The organism is Pseudomonas sp. AC169, from assembly GCF_979258515.1.
Genome location: NZ_OZ409866.1, coordinates 4,827,425 through 4,844,327, shown reverse-complemented (window position 1 = coordinate 4,844,327; position 16,903 = coordinate 4,827,425). Strand labels below are relative to the sequence as shown.

Genomic DNA, 16,903 nt, shown 5'->3' with positions numbered 1-16,903 from the left:
GATGGATATCGGGATGATTCGTGGCCTGGGCACCGTTGTTGTGATGGTGGCCTTCATCGGTCTGGCGCTGTGGGTGTTCAGCCCCAAGCGCAAGTCGGAGTTTGAAGACGCGACCTTGTTGCCTTTTGCGGATGATCCCGAAGCCATCAAGCACGTCGAGCAAGCTTCTAGGAGTAACAAAGAATGACTACATTCTGGAGTCTGTACGTCACAGTCCTCAGTCTCGGTACGATCTTCGCCCTGACCTGGCTGTTGCTGTCGACCCGCAAGGGCCAGCGCAGCGAGCAGACGGACGAGACGGTCGGGCACTCCTTCGACGGGATCGAGGAGTACGACAACCCACTGCCGAAATGGTGGTTCATGCTGTTCGTCGGCACCATCATTTTTGCCCTGGGTTACCTGGTGCTGTACCCGGGTCTGGGCAACTGGAAAGGCCTGCTGCCGGGCTACAACTACCTCGATAACGACAAGCAGACCGCGTTCGCCAACGGCCAGACCGGCTGGACCGGCGTGCACGAGTGGGAAAAGGAAATGGCCCGTTCGGACGCCAGGTTCGGTCCGATCTTCGCCAAGTTCGCTGCCATGCCCATCGAAGAAGTCGCCAAGGATCCGCAAGCACTGAAGATGGGTGGCCGTCTGTTCGCCTCCAACTGCTCGGTGTGCCACGGTTCCGACGCCAAGGGCGCTTATGGCTTCCCGAACCTGACCGACGCCGACTGGCGCTGGGGCGGCGAACCGGAAACCATCAAGACCACCATCATGGGCGGTCGTCACGCGGTGATGCCGGCCTGGGCTGAAGTGATTGGCGAGCAAGGCGTTGCCGACGTGGCAGCGTTTGTCGTGACCAACCTGGATGGCCGCAAACTGCCGGAAGGCACCAAGGCTGACCCAGCCAACGGCGGCAAACTGTTCGCCGCCAACTGCGTGGCCTGCCACGGTCCGGCTGGCAAAGGCACACCCGCCATGGGCGCGCCTGACCTGACCCACCCGGGTGCTTTCATCTACGGTTCGAGCTTCGCGCAACTGCAGCAGACCATCCGTTACGGCCGTCAGGGCCAGATGCCGGCGCAGGAACAACTGCAAGGCAACGACAAGGTGCACTTGCTGGCGGCGTATGTTTACAGCCTGTCCCACGGTGAAAAAGCACCGGAAGCGAACGCCGAATAAGGCCAACGCTTGAAACCGGGAAGACCCCGTCAATGAGAATTGGCGGGGTCTTTTTTTTCGTGTTCGCATTCATGACTTGAAACGTTTGCTCAATAGACTTGAGCAGTCGTGCCCTATAGGTTTTAGCCACCCCGATGAGCAGCATCGGGCCAACCTTCAAGGATGAAGCCCATGTCAAAAAATGACGAAGACACACTGCCCAATCAGCCTCAGCCCCATCAAGACGATGGAGCAAAACCCGCACAAACGCCTGTCCAACCCAAACGTTCTACATCAACACAAACCGCTAACGGTAGCGGCCTTGACGGCCTCGGCGGCGGCCGATTGCCCTGACAGACAGGGCAGCAAAACACAGCGAACATTTACCCGATATCCTGCGCCCCTGCCCTATGGCATGGACGCTTTCGCCGGTGCCGTTATGACAGTGATAAACCGATCGTCCGCAATCCACCTTTTCGATTGCCGCGCAAACTCCAAGGTAGTAACGTTTCTACACCCGAATCACTGGAGGCCGAAAATGATGGCCATCACGACCATTTCCAGCCGCGAATTCAATCAGGACACCAGCGCTGCCAAAAAAGCCGCGCATCAGGGTCCAGTCATCATTACCGATCGTGGCAAGCCTGCTCATGTACTGCTGAGTATCGAGGAGTACCAGAAACTAACCGGTAGCCAGACCAGCATCGTCGATCTGCTGGTCATGCCGAATGCGCCTGACATCGAATTCGAACCCGAGCGCGCCGTCATCACTCCTCGTAGCGTGGATCTGTCTTGATGTTTCTACTCGACACCAATGTAGTTTCCGAGCTGCGAAAACCCCAGGCCGACAAGCAGGTGGTGACATGGGCAAACAGCGTCGCCCCGGCCAGCCTGTATTTATCGGCAATCACCGTGCTGGAACTGGAAACCGGCATTCTGCGCATCGAACGCCGCGACCCGCCACAAGGAGGGATGCTGCGCCACTGGCTTGAGCGTCACGTCAAACCCGCATTCTCGGGCAGAATCCTCTCGGTCGATACCGTTGTCGCTACCCGATGCGCACAGCTGCATGTGCCTGATCGCAGCAATGAGTGCGACGCCTTGATCGCCGCCACCGCGCTTGTTCATGGCCTGACGCTGGTCACCCGTAATGTTGCCGACTTCCAGCTCAGCGGCGTTCATCTGATCAACCCATGGATCGCCGCCAATCACTGATCGTAAAAAGCCCCGCCAGATCACTGGCGGGGCTTTTTTCATGGGCGTTGGGCAAAGATTGAATGCACCGGCGTGGTATCAATCAGTGTTCGATTGCGCCACTGGTTGTTCTTCACCAGATAGATCTGCAACTGCTTGCGATCCTCGGTAAAACTGGCAACCAGATAGGTTTGCTGAGACGTACTGCCACTCAGGTACATGGGCACGCGGCCCTCCCAATAGGAATCGCCTCCATCCTGATGCAAATGGCCGGCAAAGATCGCCGTCACTTGATATTTGTTGATCATGTCGCGAAAGCGCTTCCGTTGTTCCTGCGTACCCTTGTACTCCAACGGCTTATGCATATTGATGATGATGGCGTACCCCGAAGCTCGCGCCAGTCTAAGGTCCGTCTCGAGCCAGTCCAGCGCATCATTGATTTCAAACGTCGTCGGATTCAGTGGATGAGCAATACGGGTCGTATACGTCGGTTCGTTATTGAGCTGCACCATATGCACTTCGCCAATGTTCTTTGAATAGGCGAGGCTCCCCGAATACGTCTTGCTCAAAAATCCACTGGTGATTCTCAGGTCAAAACTGTCGACTTTACCTTCATGATGCTCTTTGAACTCGACGATACTGCCCGCCGCGCAGCTATTGCTAAAACAATCATCAACATTGTTTTCATAATCGTGATTACCCAAGCCGTACAAATAATCATCCTTGAAGTGTTTGCTCAGTAAGTCCTTCATGAACGAGCGCTGCCAGCCATGGCCAAAAGCGGTTATATCGCCGTTGATCATCAGTGGCACTTGGGCTTGCGCGCCATGCTGCTTTCTGAAATCGGCGATACTTGCAAGCTGAGTATCAACCAGCCACTTCGAGCGAATATCGAATTCCGCATCGGATTCGGGTTCCCGGGTATCCGTCTTGTCTGTCCACGGGTATTGCGTATCTGACGCAAAAACCATGTGTTTCGGCATTCCCGTTACAGCCTGAGCGGAGGCGACCGAAGCCAATAAACAAACACCCAGCAAAACGTTTGCAAACTTATTAAAAGCCATACTTGAAATTCCATTTAAATTAATCAATTGCACGCGAACAATATTTCGCGAAAACAGAACCTATTCGAAAAAACAGAAAACTTCAAAGCGCAAAACAAGAACAATCAAGTAGACATATTTCAGTCGCAGCAAATCTGCTAAACGTTTGAAGTTAAGGTTTAAAACATTCATGCAGGAACTGTTGCAATTGAACCCGAAGATCACACCTTCCATGCCCGCCCCATTTTTTAGCTTGCGATGGCATGGCTTCGAAATGATCACCCCCTGACGCAATGGGTTAGCCGACACGGAAAAACCGTCCATACTCAACAAGTCAATTGACCTGCATCATGCTTTGCTGCATTCGCTACACCATTAACGATTTTTACCCAACGCGACCAAAGGTCGCACCCCTGATCTAGAGCGACAGGCGTATCATTGCGCCACTGCTTCGCCCCTTTTTGACCTTGGTTGGCACGTATCGACCGAGGCATTTTTCCACTGCCGTGGGATGCAATGATGAGCAACCAGATTCCGGTACACGACGTCACACCACCAAGCAAAAACGCGAACAACAGCGTCGACCTTTACGCCTCCAGAGAAAAAATCTACACCCGCGCTTTCACCGGCCTGTTCCGCAATCTGCGGATGATGGGCGGCGCGGCATTGTTCCTGCTGTATTTCGGTACGGTGTGGCTGAACTGGGGCGGCCATCAGGCCGTGTGGTGGAACCTGCCGGAGCGCAAGTTCTTCATTTTCGGCGCGACCTTCTGGCCACAGGATTTCATTCTGCTTTCAGGCCTGTTGATCATTGCCGCGTTCGGCCTGTTCTTTATCACCGTGTATGCCGGGCGCGTCTGGTGCGGCTACACCTGTCCGCAAAGTGTGTGGACGTGGATTTTCATGTGGTGCGAGAAGGTCACCGAAGGCGACCGCAACCAGCGCATCAAGCTCGACAAGGCACCGATGAGCGCCAACAAGTTCGCGCGCAAATTCGCTAAACATGCGCTGTGGCTGTTGATCGGTTTCGTCACCGGCATGACCTTCGTCGGCTACTTCTCGCCGATCCGCGAACTGGTCTTCGAGTTCTTCACCGGCCAGGCCGATGGCTGGTCGTATTTCTGGGTCGGTTTCTTCACCCTCGCCACCTACGGCAACGCCGGCTGGCTGCGCGAGCAAGTGTGCATCTACATGTGTCCGTATGCGCGCTTCCAGAGCGTGATGTTCGACAAGGATACGCTGATCGTTTCCTACGACCCGCGTCGCGGTGAAAGCCGTGGACCGCGCAAGAAAGGCGTCGACTACAAGGCGCAGGGTCTGGGCGATTGCATCGATTGCACGATGTGCGTGCAAGTCTGCCCGACCGGTATCGACATCCGTGACGGCCTGCAGATCGAGTGCATCGGCTGCGCGGCGTGCATCGATGCCTGCGACAGCATCATGGACAAAATGGACTACCCGCGCGGGTTGATCAGCTACACCACCGAACACAACCTGTCGGGACAGAAAACCCATAAACTGCGCCCGCGCCTGATCGGCTATGCCGTGGTGTTGCTGGCGATGATCAGTCTGTTGGTCACCGCGTTCTTCATGCGCTCTCTGGTCGGTTTCGACGTCAGCAAGGACCGCGTGCTGTACCGCGAAAACGCTGAAGGGCGGATCGAAAACGTCTACAGCCTGAAGATCATGAACAAAGACCAGCGCGATCACACCTACCTGCTGGAAGCCAGCGGCCTGCCGGATCTACGCCTGCAAGGCAAACGCGAGATCAAGGTCACGGCCGGCGATATAGTCAGCATGCCGGTCGAGTTGTCGAGCGCACCGGAACAACTGCCATCGAGCACCAACGAGGTGAAATTCATCCTCAAGGATGCCGATGATGACAGCGTCCACGTTGAAGCCAAGAGCCGATTCATCGGCCCACAAATCCGTTGAGAGAACTGAACATGCCCGCAGCAAACGCCGCAAGCCCTTGGTACAAGCACCTTTGGCCATGGATCATCATCGGGATTCTGGCCTGTTCGGTGACCCTGACCCTGTCCATGGTAACCATCGCGGTGAACAACCCGGACAACCTCGTCAACGACAACTACTACGAGGCGGGCAAGGGCATCAACCGTTCGCTGGACCGTGAACTGTTGGCGCAGACTCTGAAGATGCGTGCGGCTGTGCATCTGGATGGCGTGACCGGTGAAGTCGATCTGCGCCTGAGCGGTGACAGTCAACCGAAGACGCTGGAATTGAACCTGATTTCGCCGACTCAGCCGGAGAAGGATCGCAAAATTGTCCTGACCCGCAGCGAGACTGAAACCGGACGTTACATCGGTCAGTTGGGTGACAAGGTTGAGGGTCGTCGCTTTGTTGAATTGCTCGGCAGTCAGGATGACCATGTGTGGCGCATGTTCGAAGAAGAACTGGTGAGCCATGACAAGGATCTGCTGCTCGGTGATGAGCCGCTGCAAGGTGCGGAAGACCTGAAGAAGTGAGCCAAGATCAGAAGCCCCTCACCCTAGCCCTCTCCCAGAGGGAGAGGGGACCGATCTCGAGCGCTTTTATTGGTTGCGTATGACAGTGACGATGGCGGCGACTGAACCTCGTCGCTTGCAGGCCTTGTGCAAGGCAGTGACGATCTCGACGACTGAACCTGTTTTTCCGGCCCCCACCGATCGGCTCCCTCTCCCTCCGGGAGAGGGCTGGGGTGAGGGCAAGCGGACAACTCCAATGCAAGGGTTTACCCCCTCGACGATGCCATGACCACCCCAATCCCCTGCTACCACTGCGCCCTGCCCGTCCCTGCCGGCAGCCGCTTCACCGCCGTCGTACTCGGGCAATCCCGCGAATTCTGCTGCCCGGGCTGTCAGGCCGTGGCCGAAGCCATCGTCGCTGGTGGTCTGGAAAGCTATTACCAACACCGCAGCGAAGCCTCGGCCAACCCCGAAGCGCTGCCGGTGCAACTGACCGACGAACTCGCGCTGTACGACCGCGCCGATGTCCAGCAACCCTTCGTCCGCCACGAAGGCGAGCTGGCCGAAACCACCCTGTTGATGGAAGGCATCAGTTGCGCCGCCTGTGGCTGGCTGATCGAGAAACACTTGCGCACGTTGCCTGCGGTCGCCGAGGCGCGGCTGAACCTTTCCAACCATCGCTTGCACGTGAGCTGGGCCGACGGGCAATTGCCGCTGAGCCAGATCCTCGCCGAATTGCGCCACATCGGTTACGCCGCCCACCCGTATCAGGCCGATCGCGCCAGCGAACAACTGGCCAGCGAAAACCGCCTGGCCCTGCGCCAGCTCGGCGTCGCCGGGCTGCTGTGGTTCCAGGCGATGATGGCGACCATGGCCACCTGGCCCGAATTCAACATCGACCTCAGCCCCGAGCTGCACACGATCCTGCGCTGGATCGCGCTGTTCCTGACTACGCCGATCGTGTTCTACAGCTGCGCGCCGTTCTTCAAAGGCGCGATGCGCGACCTGCGCACACGCCACCTGACCATGGATGTCTCGGTGTCGCTGGCGATCGGCAGTGCCTACATCGCCGGGATCTGGACCTCGATCACCGGCGTTGGCGAGTTGTATTTCGATGCGGTCGGCATGTTCGCGCTGTTCCTGCTCGCCGGACGTTATCTGGAGCGCCGCGCCCGGGAGCGCACCGCTGCCGCGACAGCACAACTGGTCAACCTGCTTCCAGCTTCGTGCCTGCGACTGGATGCGAGCGGTCAGAGCGAACGCATCCTGCTCAGCGAATTGCGCCTGGGCGACAAGATTCTGGTGCAGGCCGGCTCGATTCTGCCGGCGGATGGCAAGATCATCGACGGCCAGTCGAGCATCGACGAATCGCTGCTGACCGGCGAATACCTGCCGCAACCGCGCACACTGGGCGATTCGGTGACCGCCGGCACGCTCAACGTCGAAGGCGCGTTGACCGTGGAAGTCCAGGCACTGGGCCAAGACACACGCTTGTCAGCCATCGTTCGCCTGCTCGACCGCGCCCAGGCGGAAAAACCGCGACTGGCGGAAATCGCCGACCGCGCCGCGCAATGGTTTCTGCTCCTGTCGCTGATCGCCGCAGCGGCCATCGGCCTGCTGTGGTGGGAGCTGGATTCGTCGCGAGCGTTCTGGATCGTCCTCGCCATGCTGGTTGCCACCTGCCCGTGCGCACTGTCGCTGGCGACGCCGACCGCCCTCACCGCCGCCACCGGCACCCTGCACAAACTCGGTTTGCTGCTGACCCGCGGCCATGTGCTGGAAGGTTTGAATCAGATCGACACGGTGATCTTCGACAAGACCGGTACGCTCACCGAAGGCCGATTGGTGCTGCGTTCGATTCGCCCACTCGGCGCGCACGACAGCGACCAATGCCTGAGCCTTGCCGCCGCGTTGGAAAATCGTTCGGAACACCCGATTGCCCGCGCTTTCGGTCGCGCGCCGCTGGCCGCCGAAGAAGTCCACAGCACGCCGGGGCTTGGTCTCGAAGGCTTGGTCAATGGGCAGCGTTTGCGTATCGGCCAGGCAGAGTTTGTCTGTGCCCTCAGCGGTGCGAACGTGCCCGGCATGCCGAACGAGGCCGGCCAATGGCTGCTGCTCGGCGATCCTCAAGGGCCGCTGGCGTGGTTCGTTCTCGACGACCGCTTGCGTGACGACGCCCCCGCGCTGCTCGCCGCGTGCAAGGCGCGGGGCTGGCGCACTTTGCTGTTGTCCGGCGACAGTTCGCCGATGGTCGCCAGCGTAGCGGCGGAACTGGGCATTGATGAGGCTCGTGGCGGCTTGCGCCCGGACGACAAGCTGCAAGTCCTGCAACAGCTGCACAAGGAAGGTCGCAAAGTGTTGATGCTCGGTGACGGCGTCAATGACGTGCCGGTGCTCGCGGCGGCCGACATCAGTGTCGCCATGGGTTCGGCCACCGATCTGGCGAAAACCAGCGCTGATGCGGTCTTGCTGTCCAACCGCCTCGACGCCTTGGTCCAAGCCTTCACATTGGCGCGGCGGACCCGGCGGGTAATCATCGAGAACCTGCTGTGGGCGGCGCTGTACAATGGCCTCATGTTGCCGTTCGCCGCCCTCGGCTGGATCACTCCGGTGTGGGCCGCCGTCGGCATGTCGATCAGTTCGTTGACCGTGGTGCTCAATGCCTTGCGCCTGACTCGTTTGCCGAGTCCGCCGCCCGCCAGCACACGATCGCAAACCCGCCCGTTGCCGGCCTGAGCCGCGCGGGCGCCTGGAGTACAGATGCCAGCTCTCTACGTGATGATCCCGGCCGCGCTGCTGATCGTGGCCATCGCCGTGTACATCTTTTTCTGGGCGGTGGACAGCGGTCAGTACGACGATCTCGACGGCCCGGCGCACAGCATCCTCTTCGATGATCAGGATCCGCAGCACACCGCTGCGGTCGACGAAGCCAACGCCAAAAAACCGGACGACAAGGCGCCACCCCATGCTTGAACTGGCGCCATTGCTGGTTTCGGCATTGATCCTCGGCCTGCTCGGCGGCGGCCATTGCCTGGGCATGTGCGGCGGCTTGATGGGCGCACTGACCCTGGCGATTCCCAAGGAGCAGCGCAGCCGACGCTTTCGCTTGCTGCTGGCGTACAACCTTGGGCGGATTCTCAGTTATGCCACCGCCGGATTGCTGATCGGCCTCGCTGGCTGGGCGGTGGCGAACAGTCCCGCGGCGTTGTTCATGCGCGTGCTGGCCGGGTTGCTGCTGATCGCCATGGGTTTGTATCTGGCCGGATGGTGGAGTGGTTTGACGCGCATTGAAAGTTTGGGGCGCGGTCTGTGGCGCTACATTCAACCCGTCGCCAATCGCTTGCTGCCGGTGTCGAGTCTGCCCCGCGCGTTATTGCTCGGCGCCTTGTGGGGCTGGCTGCCGTGCGGGCTGGTTTACAGCACGCTGCTGTGGAGCGCGAGTCAGGGCAATGCGCTGGACAGTGCGTTGTTGATGCTTGCGTTTGGGCTGGGCACATGGCCGGTATTACTCGCCACGGGACTTGCGGCAGAACGCGTCACCGCCATTTTGCGCAAACGCAGCGTGCGCATGGCCGGTGGGTTGCTGGTGATCCTGTTCGGGATATGGACCCTTCCTGGTCCACATCAGCATTGGTTGATGGGCCACTAAATCGGCGGCGCGGCCTTCGCGAGCAAGCTCGCTCCCACAGGGGATTTGAGGCGTACACAAAATCTGTGGGAGCGAGCTTGCTCGCGAAGAGGCCCGCATGATCAACACACCTTCTCCCCGGTTGATGCAAATCAAGTGCCCCATCGCCGCCTCCCGATAGACTCGCCACACTGCCAGCCTATCCGGGGGAATGCCCGCATGCTCGACGCCATTCGTTGGGACTCTGATCTGATCCGCCGCTACGACCTGGCGGGGCCGCGCTATACCTCTTATCCGACGGCTGTGCAATTCCACAGTCAGGTCGGCACCTTCGACCTGTTTCATGCCCTGCGCGACAGCCGCAAAGCCCTGCGCCCGTTGTCGCTGTACGTGCACGTGCCGTTCTGCGCGAACATTTGCTACTACTGCGCGTGCAACAAGGTCATCACCAAGGATCGCGGACGCGCCCTGCCCTACCTGCAGCGGCTGGAGCAGGAAATCCAGTTGATCGCCTGCCATCTCGACCCGGCCCAGAAAGTCGAGCAACTGCACTTTGGCGGTGGCACCCCGACTTTTCTCAGCCACGACGAACTGCGCCAGTTGATGGCGCATCTGCGTAAACACTTCAATCTGCTGGATGACGACTCCGGCGATTACGGAATCGAGATAGACCCGCGCGAAGCGGACTGGTCGACCATGGGCCTGCTGCGCGAACTCGGTTTCAACCGCGTCAGCATCGGCCTGCAAGACCTCGACCCGGCGGTGCAGCGCGCGGTCAATCGCCTGCAAAGTCTGGAAGAAACCCGCGCGGTGATCGATGCCGCGCGCACCCTGCAATTTCGCTCGATCAATATCGACTTGATCTACGGCTTGCCCAAGCAGACCCCGGAAAACTTCGCTCGCACGGTGGAGGAAGTCATCAGCCTGCAACCGGACCGGCTATCGGTGTTCAATTACGCGCACCTGCCAGAGCGTTTCATGCCGCAACGACGGATCAACGGCAATGAATTGCCTGCGCCCACGCAGAAACTGGAAATGCTCGAGCGCACGATCGAACAGCTCACCGCCGCCGGCTATCGCTACATCGGTATGGATCACTTCGCCCTGCCCGATGACGAGTTGGCGATTGCTCAGGAAGAAGAAACACTGCAACGCAACTTCCAGGGTTACACCACTCACGGCCATTGCGATTTGATTGGTCTGGGGGTGTCAGCCATCAGCCAGATCGGCGATCTGTACTGCCAGAACAGCAGCGATCTCAACGAGTACCAGAACACCCTCGCCGCCGCACAACTGGCGACCAGCCGGGGTCTGGTGTGCAACGCCGATGATCGCTTGCGCCGAGCGGTGATCCAGCAACTGATCTGCAATTTCAGCCTGGAATTCGCCGAGATCGAGCAGCAGTTCAATATCGATTTTCAGGGTTATTTCGGCGCGCTGTGGCCGCAATTGCAAGGCATGGCCAGCGATGGCCTGATTGAACTGGATCGCGAGCGAATCGTCGTGTTGCCGGCGGGTCGCCTGCTGGTGCGCTCAGTGTGCATGGTGTTCGATGCGTACCTGGAACAGCAGAACCGCCAGCGCTTTTCGCGGGTGATTTAGTTTTTCATCAGCAGCGAACCGACTTTCATATTCTGATCTGCGGTCAGGCCCGACTGCCCGACCACTTTGGACAAGGCAAGATTGGCCGTGATCAACCCGGTGTTCAACGCGGCGATGGCGCCGCGCAGGCTGGCAACCTTGATGATTTTTTCTTCGTTGGAAAGGCGCTTGTCGGCCATGACCGCTTCGATAAGCGCCTTTTTCTCGGCGATCTGTTTTTGCAGTTTGCGGATCATCTTCAGCAATTGCTGGATGTTCTCCGGCAACCCGCTGTCTTCGATGTCGCTGTTTTCGCCACCGACACTGGCGGATTTTTCGATCGATGCACCGGACAGCGACACTTTGACGCCCTCGACCAAGGTCGGGGTTGCCTCTTCGGTCGAGCCTGGTTCGCGTGCATTGGCCGACAACGTTTTAAACGTTTCCGGCATGGCCGCAACATCGCTGCTACCAGGGCCAAGCGTGCCAATGGCGGTCATCGAAGCGTTCCTTGTATGCGTTCTGATACCTGTTTATCGGCTGCTGGCGCTGCGGCTTTATGCCTGTGGGACAAAGTCGCCACAGGCTGGCCTGAATGTCCTCTCGTGGGTTACCCTTACGGCTTATGTGTGTTTTCCCACAAGGATTTAAGAAATGTCCGAGCCAGTCAAACTGCGCGCTCATAACCAGGCCCATTGCAAGGATTGCAGCCTGGCCCCTCTCTGCCTGCCACTTTCTCTGAATCTGGAAGACATGGATGCGCTGGACGAAATCGTTAAACGCGGCCGCCCGTTGAAAAAAGGCGAGTTCCTGTTCCGCCAGGGCGACACGTTCGATTCCGTTTATGCAGTACGCTCCGGCGCCCTGAAGACCTTCAGCCTGAGCGATAGCGGCGAAGAACAGCTCACCGGTTTTCACCTGCCGAGCGAACTGGTCGGCCTGTCCGGCATGGACACCGAGAAACACCCGGTCTCCGCCCAGGCGCTGGAAACCACCTCGGTCTGCGAAATCCCTTTTGAACGTCTCGACGAGCTGGCCCTGCAATTGCCGCAACTGCGGCGTCAGTTGATGCGCGTGATGAGCCGGGAAATCCGCGACGACCAGCAAATGATGTTGCTGCTGTCGAAGAAAACCGCCGACGAGCGCATCGCCACATTCCTGGTCAACCTTTCCGCACGCTTCCGCGCTCGCGGCTTCTCGGCCAATCAGTTCCGCCTGAGCATGTCGCGCAATGAAATCGGCAACTACCTCGGTCTGGCGGTAGAAACCGTGTCCCGCGTGTTCACCCGTTTCCAGCAGAACGAACTGATTGCCGCCGAGGGCAAAGAGATTCATATCCTCGACCCGATCCAGCTCTGTGCGCTGGCGGGTGGCTCGCTCGAAGGCTGATCTCGATCCGCGGTTGAGCGAAGCGTTTCAGCCGCGGGTATACTGCGCCGTTTGCAGCCCTGCCAGGACACCTCGACGATGGTCTTCGACTCCTTCGACATCAAATCCCTTATCCGCCCTGTGATCGACTTTCCGAAACCGGGCGTGATCTTTCGCGACATCACTCCGCTGTTCCAGTCGCCGACGGCCCTGCGCCTGGTGATGGACAGCTTCGCCCACCGCTATGTCGAAGCCGACTTCACCCACATCGGCGCGATGGATGCCCGTGGCTTCCTGATCGGTTCGGTGCTGGCTTATCAGTTGAACAAGCCGCTGGTGCTGTTCCGCAAGCAAGGCAAACTGCCGGCGGACGTGCTGGCCGAAGGTTACGCAACCGAGTACGGCGAAGCGTTCCTGGAAGTGCACGCCGACAGCCTGTGTGAAGGCGACTCGGTGGTGATGTTCGATGATTTGATCGCCACGGGCGGCACGCTGATTGCGGCGGCCAACCTGATTCGCCGCATGGGCGCGCGGGTGCATGAGGCGGCGGCGATTATTGATCTGCCGGAGCTGCAAGGTTCGCAGCGCCTTGAGGACATGGGCATCCCAACTTTCTGCCTGACGCAGTTTGCGTTGACCGATAAGTAAGTAGCGCCCTTCCGGACGCTTTCGCGAGCAAGCTCGCTCCCACAGGGGAACGCATTCCAACTGTGGGAGCGAGCTTGCTCGCGAAGGGGCCGGCAGCCTCACTGCAAAACTTAAAGCCCCATCTGCTTGCTGATGATCTCGTTCATCACCTCCCGCGTCCCGCCACCAATCGACAAGATGCGATTATCCCGATACAACCGCTCCACCAGACTCTCGCGCATGTAACCCAGCCCACCAAGAATCTGCACCGCCTCGGTGGTGATCCGGTCCGAGGTGTCCGTGGCAAAGTTCTTCGCCATGGAAATCTCCTTGATCACACTCTGCCCCGCCGCCATCTTCGCCGCTTGCCGGTAAGTGAACTCCCGCGATACCTCCAGTGCAGTCGCCATCTCGGCGAGCCGATGTTTGATCACCTGAAACTTGCCGATCGGTTTGCCAAACGCTTCACGCTCGCGCGCCCATTTCAGGCTTTGCTCCAGCGCAAGCTGTGAGGTCATGTTGGCCATCAGCGCCAGTGCCAGGCGTTCGCTCTGGAAATTGCCCATGATGCAGGCGAAGCCCATGTTCTCGGCACCGATCAGGTTGCCCACCGGCACGCGGCAATCGTCGAAGAACAATTCGGCGGTGTCCGACGCCCACCAGCCCATTTTTTTCAACTGACGGCCAACGGTGAAGCCCGGCGTGCCCTTCTCGATTAATAACAGACTGATGCCGGCGAAACCCGGCGCACCGGTGCGCACCGCGACGGTGTAGAAATCGGCGCGCACGCCGCTGGTGATAAAGGTTTTGCTGCCGCTGACCCGGTAGAAGTCGCCATCACGCACGGCACGGGTTTGCAGGTTGGCGACGTCGGAGCCGCCGCCGGGCTCGGTGACCGCCAGGGCGCTGATTTTCTCGCCGCTGAGCACCTGGGGCACAACACGATCACGCACTTCGGGACGCGCCCATTTGACGATGGGTGGCAGGCCGATATCCAGCGAGCCGAGCCCCGCCACCAGCCCGCCAGAGCCGCAACGCATCAACTCCTCACTGGCGGCGACCTTGGCGAACAGATCGCCTGCATGGCTGCCACCCAACGCCTCGGGGTAACCGATGCCGAGGATGCCCGCCGCGCCCGCCTTCAGGTACAGCTCACGGGGGAAGCTTTCGGCTTCTTCCCACTGATCGATGTCCGGCAGGATCTCGCGTTCGACGAAACGTCTGACGCTGTCGCGGACCAATTGGTGGCTGGGGTCGAAGTATTCCTGAAAGGCAGGCATGGGCGAGCTCCACGGAAGGGTTCGCCGAACTTAACCGAGCGCTTGCTTGGTTTTCAACTCAATTGTATGAATCAGACAGACCGAGGTGCGCCATTCGCGAGCAAGTTCGCTCCCACAGGGGATTTGTGAACGACACAAAACCAATGTGGGAGCGAGCCTGCTCGCGAAGGCGTCAGTTCAGACGCCGCAAACTCAGAGGGAGATCGGTTTGCGCCCGGCAAACGAATGCGCCAGCGTGCCACCATCGACCAGCTCCAGCTCACCACCCAGCGGCACGCCGTGAGCGATCCGTGAAGCGATCAATCCTTTGTTGTTCAGCAACTGCGCGATGTAGTGCGCCGTCGCCTCGCCTTCCACCGTCGGGTTGGTCGCAAGGATGACTTCGGTAAACGTACCCGCCTCTTCGATCCGCGCCATCAATTGCGGAATGCCGATCGCCTCAGGCCCCAGGCCATCGAGCGGCGACAAATGCCCTTTGAGCACGAAGTAGCGACCACGGAATCCAGTCTGCTCGACCGCATACACATCCATCGGCCCTTCCACCACGCACAGCAACGTGTCGTCGCGGCGGGTATCGGCGCATTGCGGGCACAGATCGTCTTCGGTCAGCGTGCGGCACTGGCGGCAGTGGCCGACGCCTTCCATGGCCTGGCTCAGGGCTTGGGCCAGACGCAAACCGCCGCTGCGGTCACGTTCGAGCAACTGCAACGCCATGCGCTGGGCGGTTTTCTGACCCACGCCCGGCAGAGTGCGCAGAGCGTCGATCAGTTGGCGAATCAAAGGGCTGAAGCTCATGGATAAACAGTCCGACAAAAACAACGAGACGCGGGTTATACCCGCGCCTCTGGCCAGCGTCAAATACTCAGTCCTGCGCGACCTTCACTACCAGTTTGCCGAAGTTGCGCCCCTCGAGCAGACCGATAAACGCCTCGGGCGCCTGCTCCAGGCCTTCGACCACGTCCTCGCGGAATTTCACCTTGCCATCGCGCACCCACGGCACCATGTGGCTGATGAATTCCGGCTGACGATCACCGTAATCGTCGAACACGATGAAGCCCTGAATGCGCACGCGCTTGGTCAATAGTGTGCGTTGCAGCATCGGCAGGCGATCCGGGCCTTTCGGCGCTTCGGAGGCGTTGTAACCGGCGATCAGACCGCACAGCGGGATACGTGCCTTGGGGTTGAGCAACGGCACCACGGCATCGAACACATGACCACCGACGTTTTCGTAATAGATGTCGATGCCATCGGGGCAGGCCTTGGCCAGTTGTTCAGCGAAATCCGCTGCCTTGTGATCGATGCAGGCGTCAAAACCCAGTTCTTCGACCACGTATTTGCACTTCTCCGCCCCGCCGGCCACGCCGACCGTGCGCAGGCCTTTGATCTTCGCCACTTGCCCGACCACCGAGCCGACCGCGCCGGAAGCCGCTGCAACAACGAGGGTCTCGCCTTCTTTCGGCTGACCAATGTCCATCAGGCCCATGTACGCGGTCATCCCCGGCATGCCCAACACGCCCAGCGCCATTGAAGGACTCGGCAGCCCCGCAGGGATCGGGATGATGTTGCGGCCATCGCTGATGCTGTGGCTCTGCCAACCGGTGGCGCCGACCACCAGATCACCTTGATGAAATTTCGGATGACGCGAATCCTCGACACGGCTGACAGCACCGCCGGTCATCACTTCGCCGATCTGCACCGGGGCAGCGTAGGACGGTGCGTCACTCATGCGTCCGCGCATGTAAGGGTCGAGGGACAGGTAGAGGGTTTTCAGCAGTATTTCGCCGTCCTGCAGATCCGGCAGCGCTTCGCGTTCGAGGCGGAAGTTTTCCGGGGTCGGCGCGCCAACCGGGCGTGAGGCGAGGACGAAACGTTGATTGAGGGTAAGAGGGTCGGACATGTCAGCGTCTCCTGTGAAGTGTGAATTCAGCGGGTATAGGGAGCAGACCGTTGAGGCATTTGGGCGTTCGATGTTTATTCAGGTCGCCGGGATTGATCGTTCCCATGCTCTGCGTGGGAATGCCTCAACGGGCGCTCCGCGTTCGGCTCTGTACTTGGGACGCGGAGCGTCCCGGGCTGCATTCCCACGCAGAGCGTGGGAATGATCGGCTAAGAGCCAGAAACAAAAATGCCAGGCGCAATGCCTGGCATTTTGTGTAGCTCATCTGCCGCCGATTGGCGAATCAGAATGGCAGTTTCATACCGGCTGGCAGGTTCATGCCGGCGGTCATGTTGCCCATCTTGTCCTGGCTGTTCTTTTCGATCTTGCGCACAGCGTCGTTGACGGCAGAGGCGATAACCGCTTCCAGCATCTCTTTGTCATCTTCGCTCATGCCTTCGACCAGGCTTGGGTCGATGCTCACGCTTTTGACGTCGTGACGACCGGTCATCACCACGGTGACCATATCGCCGCCGGCCTTACCGGTGACTTCGGCGTTGGCCAGTTCTTCCTGCATCTTGGCCATTTTTTCCTGCATCTGCTGCGCCTGCTTCATCAGGCCGGCCATGCCACCTTTCATCATGGGAATCACCTCAAAAGTACTTGGATCAAAACAGCGCCCGGCCAGCGCGGCC

At 59.5% G+C, this 16,903-nt stretch carries 18 protein-coding genes; 12 read left to right on the top strand and 6 right to left on the bottom strand.

What is annotated here, in order from left to right; translation table 11 throughout:
- Position 1 precedes the first annotated feature (1 nt).
- From ACZZ0G_RS21720 to ACZZ0G_RS21705, 4 genes are all read left to right on the top strand, one after another.
- Positions 2-187 (top strand): CcoQ/FixQ family Cbb3-type cytochrome c oxidase assembly chaperone, encoded by a 186-nt coding sequence (locus ACZZ0G_RS21720; RefSeq protein WP_003175465.1) that lies wholly within the window; start codon positions 2-4, stop codon positions 185-187.
- The gene (ccoP, locus tag ACZZ0G_RS21715; protein ID WP_150650953.1) at positions 184-1,167 is read left to right on the top strand and encodes a cytochrome-c oxidase, cbb3-type subunit III; all 984 of its coding nucleotides are present in this window, start codon (positions 184-186) and stop codon (positions 1,165-1,167) included. The genes ACZZ0G_RS21720 and ccoP overlap by 4 nt, the downstream gene beginning before the upstream one ends.
- 520 nt (positions 1,168-1,687) lie before the next feature.
- A complete protein-coding gene (locus tag ACZZ0G_RS21710; protein ID WP_191630901.1) occupies positions 1,688-1,942 on the top strand; it encodes a type II toxin-antitoxin system Phd/YefM family antitoxin in 255 nt (84 codons plus the stop codon).
- Positions 1,942-2,361 carry a PIN domain-containing protein gene (locus ACZZ0G_RS21705; RefSeq protein WP_463557464.1) on the top strand — a complete coding sequence of 140 codons (420 nt, stop codon included), beginning with the start codon at positions 1,942-1,944 and terminating at the stop codon, positions 2,359-2,361. Before ACZZ0G_RS21710 ends, ACZZ0G_RS21705 begins: the two co-directional genes overlap by 1 nt.
- A 38-nt stretch (positions 2,362-2,399) precedes the next feature.
- On the opposite strand, the gene ACZZ0G_RS21700 is transcribed toward ACZZ0G_RS21705, so the two are convergent.
- Positions 2,400-3,404, bottom strand: a complete 1,005-nt coding sequence (locus ACZZ0G_RS21700) for a metallophosphoesterase family protein (RefSeq protein WP_463557463.1) — start codon at positions 3,402-3,404, stop codon at positions 2,400-2,402.
- Between the two features lie 498 nt (positions 3,405-3,902).
- Here ACZZ0G_RS21700 and ccoG point away from each other — a divergent pair, with 498 nt between their 5' ends.
- The 6 genes from ccoG to hemN all read left to right on the top strand — a co-directional run bounded on the left by ccoG (position 3,903) and on the right by hemN (position 11,078).
- A complete protein-coding gene (gene ccoG, locus ACZZ0G_RS21695) occupies positions 3,903-5,318 on the top strand; it encodes a cytochrome c oxidase accessory protein CcoG (RefSeq protein WP_463557462.1) in 1,416 nt (471 codons plus the stop codon).
- Between the two features lie 11 nt (positions 5,319-5,329).
- A complete protein-coding gene (locus ACZZ0G_RS21690) occupies positions 5,330-5,869 on the top strand; it encodes a FixH family protein (protein WP_007917181.1) in 540 nt (179 codons plus the stop codon).
- A 264-nt stretch (positions 5,870-6,133) separates the two neighbouring features.
- A complete protein-coding gene (locus ACZZ0G_RS21685; RefSeq protein ID WP_463557461.1) occupies positions 6,134-8,584 on the top strand; it encodes a heavy metal translocating P-type ATPase in 2,451 nt (816 codons plus the stop codon).
- 24 nt (positions 8,585-8,608) lie between these two features.
- Positions 8,609-8,821, top strand: coding sequence for a cbb3-type cytochrome oxidase assembly protein CcoS (ccoS, locus tag ACZZ0G_RS21680; protein WP_463397041.1), 213 nt, complete (start codon positions 8,609-8,611; stop codon positions 8,819-8,821).
- A complete protein-coding gene (locus ACZZ0G_RS21675) occupies positions 8,814-9,497 on the top strand; it encodes a sulfite exporter TauE/SafE family protein (protein WP_016984739.1) in 684 nt (227 codons plus the stop codon). The genes ccoS and ACZZ0G_RS21675 overlap by 8 nt, the downstream gene beginning before the upstream one ends.
- Positions 9,498-9,695: 198 nt before the next feature.
- Positions 9,696-11,078: an oxygen-independent coproporphyrinogen III oxidase gene (gene hemN, locus ACZZ0G_RS21670; protein WP_463557460.1), complete on the top strand. Its 1,383-nt coding sequence runs from the start codon at positions 9,696-9,698 to the stop codon at positions 11,076-11,078.
- Here the strand turns inward: hemN and ACZZ0G_RS21665 are convergent.
- Positions 11,075-11,557: a hypothetical protein gene (locus tag ACZZ0G_RS21665; protein WP_463557459.1), complete on the bottom strand. Its 483-nt coding sequence runs from the start codon at positions 11,555-11,557 to the stop codon at positions 11,075-11,077. The genes hemN and ACZZ0G_RS21665 overlap by 4 nt on opposite strands.
- 154 nt (positions 11,558-11,711) lie before the next feature.
- Here ACZZ0G_RS21665 and fnr point away from each other — a divergent pair, with 154 nt between their 5' ends.
- Positions 11,712-12,446, top strand: a complete 735-nt coding sequence (fnr, locus tag ACZZ0G_RS21660; RefSeq protein WP_003223347.1) for a fumarate/nitrate reduction transcriptional regulator Fnr — start codon at positions 11,712-11,714, stop codon at positions 12,444-12,446.
- A gap of 78 nt (positions 12,447-12,524) precedes the next feature.
- The gene (locus ACZZ0G_RS21655; protein WP_007918333.1) at positions 12,525-13,073 is read left to right on the top strand and encodes an adenine phosphoribosyltransferase; all 549 of its coding nucleotides are present in this window, start codon (positions 12,525-12,527) and stop codon (positions 13,071-13,073) included.
- Between the two features lie 110 nt (positions 13,074-13,183).
- Here the strand turns inward: ACZZ0G_RS21655 and ACZZ0G_RS21650 are convergent, their stop codons facing one another.
- From ACZZ0G_RS21650 to ACZZ0G_RS21635, 4 genes are all read right to left on the bottom strand, one after another.
- Positions 13,184-14,332 carry an acyl-CoA dehydrogenase family protein gene (locus ACZZ0G_RS21650; protein WP_463557458.1) on the bottom strand — a complete coding sequence of 383 codons (1,149 nt, stop codon included), beginning with the start codon at positions 14,330-14,332 and terminating at the stop codon, positions 13,184-13,186.
- Positions 14,333-14,524: 192 nt separating this feature from the next.
- Positions 14,525-15,127 carry a recombination mediator RecR gene (recR, locus tag ACZZ0G_RS21645; RefSeq protein WP_463397045.1) on the bottom strand — a complete coding sequence of 201 codons (603 nt, stop codon included), beginning with the start codon at positions 15,125-15,127 and terminating at the stop codon, positions 14,525-14,527.
- 67 nt (positions 15,128-15,194) lie between these two features.
- Positions 15,195-16,229 (bottom strand): NADP-dependent oxidoreductase, encoded by a 1,035-nt coding sequence (locus ACZZ0G_RS21640; RefSeq protein WP_463557457.1) that lies wholly within the window; start codon positions 16,227-16,229, stop codon positions 15,195-15,197.
- A 283-nt stretch (positions 16,230-16,512) separates the two neighbouring features.
- Positions 16,513-16,851, bottom strand: coding sequence for a YbaB/EbfC family nucleoid-associated protein (locus tag ACZZ0G_RS21635; protein WP_016984747.1), 339 nt, complete (start codon positions 16,849-16,851; stop codon positions 16,513-16,515).
- Positions 16,852-16,903: the final 52 nt, after the last annotated feature.

Coding starts and splice junctions, on each gene's coding strand:
- ccoS (WP_463397041.1), top strand. CDS start 8,609: ATGCCAGCTCTCTACGTGATGATCCCGGCCGCGCTGCTGATCGTGGCC.
- ACZZ0G_RS21685 (WP_463557461.1), top strand. CDS start 6,134: ATGACCACCCCAATCCCCTGCTACCACTGCGCCCTGCCCGTCCCTGCC.
- ACZZ0G_RS21650 (WP_463557458.1), bottom strand. CDS start 14,332: ATGCCTGCCTTTCAGGAATACTTCGACCCCAGCCACCAATTGGTCCGC.
- ACZZ0G_RS21710 (WP_191630901.1), top strand. CDS start 1,688: ATGGCCATCACGACCATTTCCAGCCGCGAATTCAATCAGGACACCAGC.
- fnr (WP_003223347.1), top strand. CDS start 11,712: ATGTCCGAGCCAGTCAAACTGCGCGCTCATAACCAGGCCCATTGCAAG.
- ACZZ0G_RS21675 (WP_016984739.1), top strand. CDS start 8,814: ATGCTTGAACTGGCGCCATTGCTGGTTTCGGCATTGATCCTCGGCCTG.
- ccoP (WP_150650953.1), top strand. CDS start 184: ATGACTACATTCTGGAGTCTGTACGTCACAGTCCTCAGTCTCGGTACG.
- ACZZ0G_RS21635 (WP_016984747.1), bottom strand. CDS start 16,851: ATGATGAAAGGTGGCATGGCCGGCCTGATGAAGCAGGCGCAGCAGATG.
- ACZZ0G_RS21720 (WP_003175465.1), top strand. CDS start 2: ATGGATATCGGGATGATTCGTGGCCTGGGCACCGTTGTTGTGATGGTG.
- ACZZ0G_RS21690 (WP_007917181.1), top strand. CDS start 5,330: ATGCCCGCAGCAAACGCCGCAAGCCCTTGGTACAAGCACCTTTGGCCA.
- recR (WP_463397045.1), bottom strand. CDS start 15,127: ATGAGCTTCAGCCCTTTGATTCGCCAACTGATCGACGCTCTGCGCACT.
- hemN (WP_463557460.1), top strand. CDS start 9,696: ATGCTCGACGCCATTCGTTGGGACTCTGATCTGATCCGCCGCTACGAC.
- ACZZ0G_RS21705 (WP_463557464.1), top strand. CDS start 1,942: ATGTTTCTACTCGACACCAATGTAGTTTCCGAGCTGCGAAAACCCCAG.
- ACZZ0G_RS21700 (WP_463557463.1), bottom strand. CDS start 3,404: ATGGCTTTTAATAAGTTTGCAAACGTTTTGCTGGGTGTTTGTTTATTG.
- ACZZ0G_RS21655 (WP_007918333.1), top strand. CDS start 12,525: ATGGTCTTCGACTCCTTCGACATCAAATCCCTTATCCGCCCTGTGATC.
- ACZZ0G_RS21665 (WP_463557459.1), bottom strand. CDS start 11,557: ATGACCGCCATTGGCACGCTTGGCCCTGGTAGCAGCGATGTTGCGGCC.
- ccoG (WP_463557462.1), top strand. CDS start 3,903: ATGAGCAACCAGATTCCGGTACACGACGTCACACCACCAAGCAAAAAC.
- ACZZ0G_RS21640 (WP_463557457.1), bottom strand. CDS start 16,229: ATGTCCGACCCTCTTACCCTCAATCAACGTTTCGTCCTCGCCTCACGC.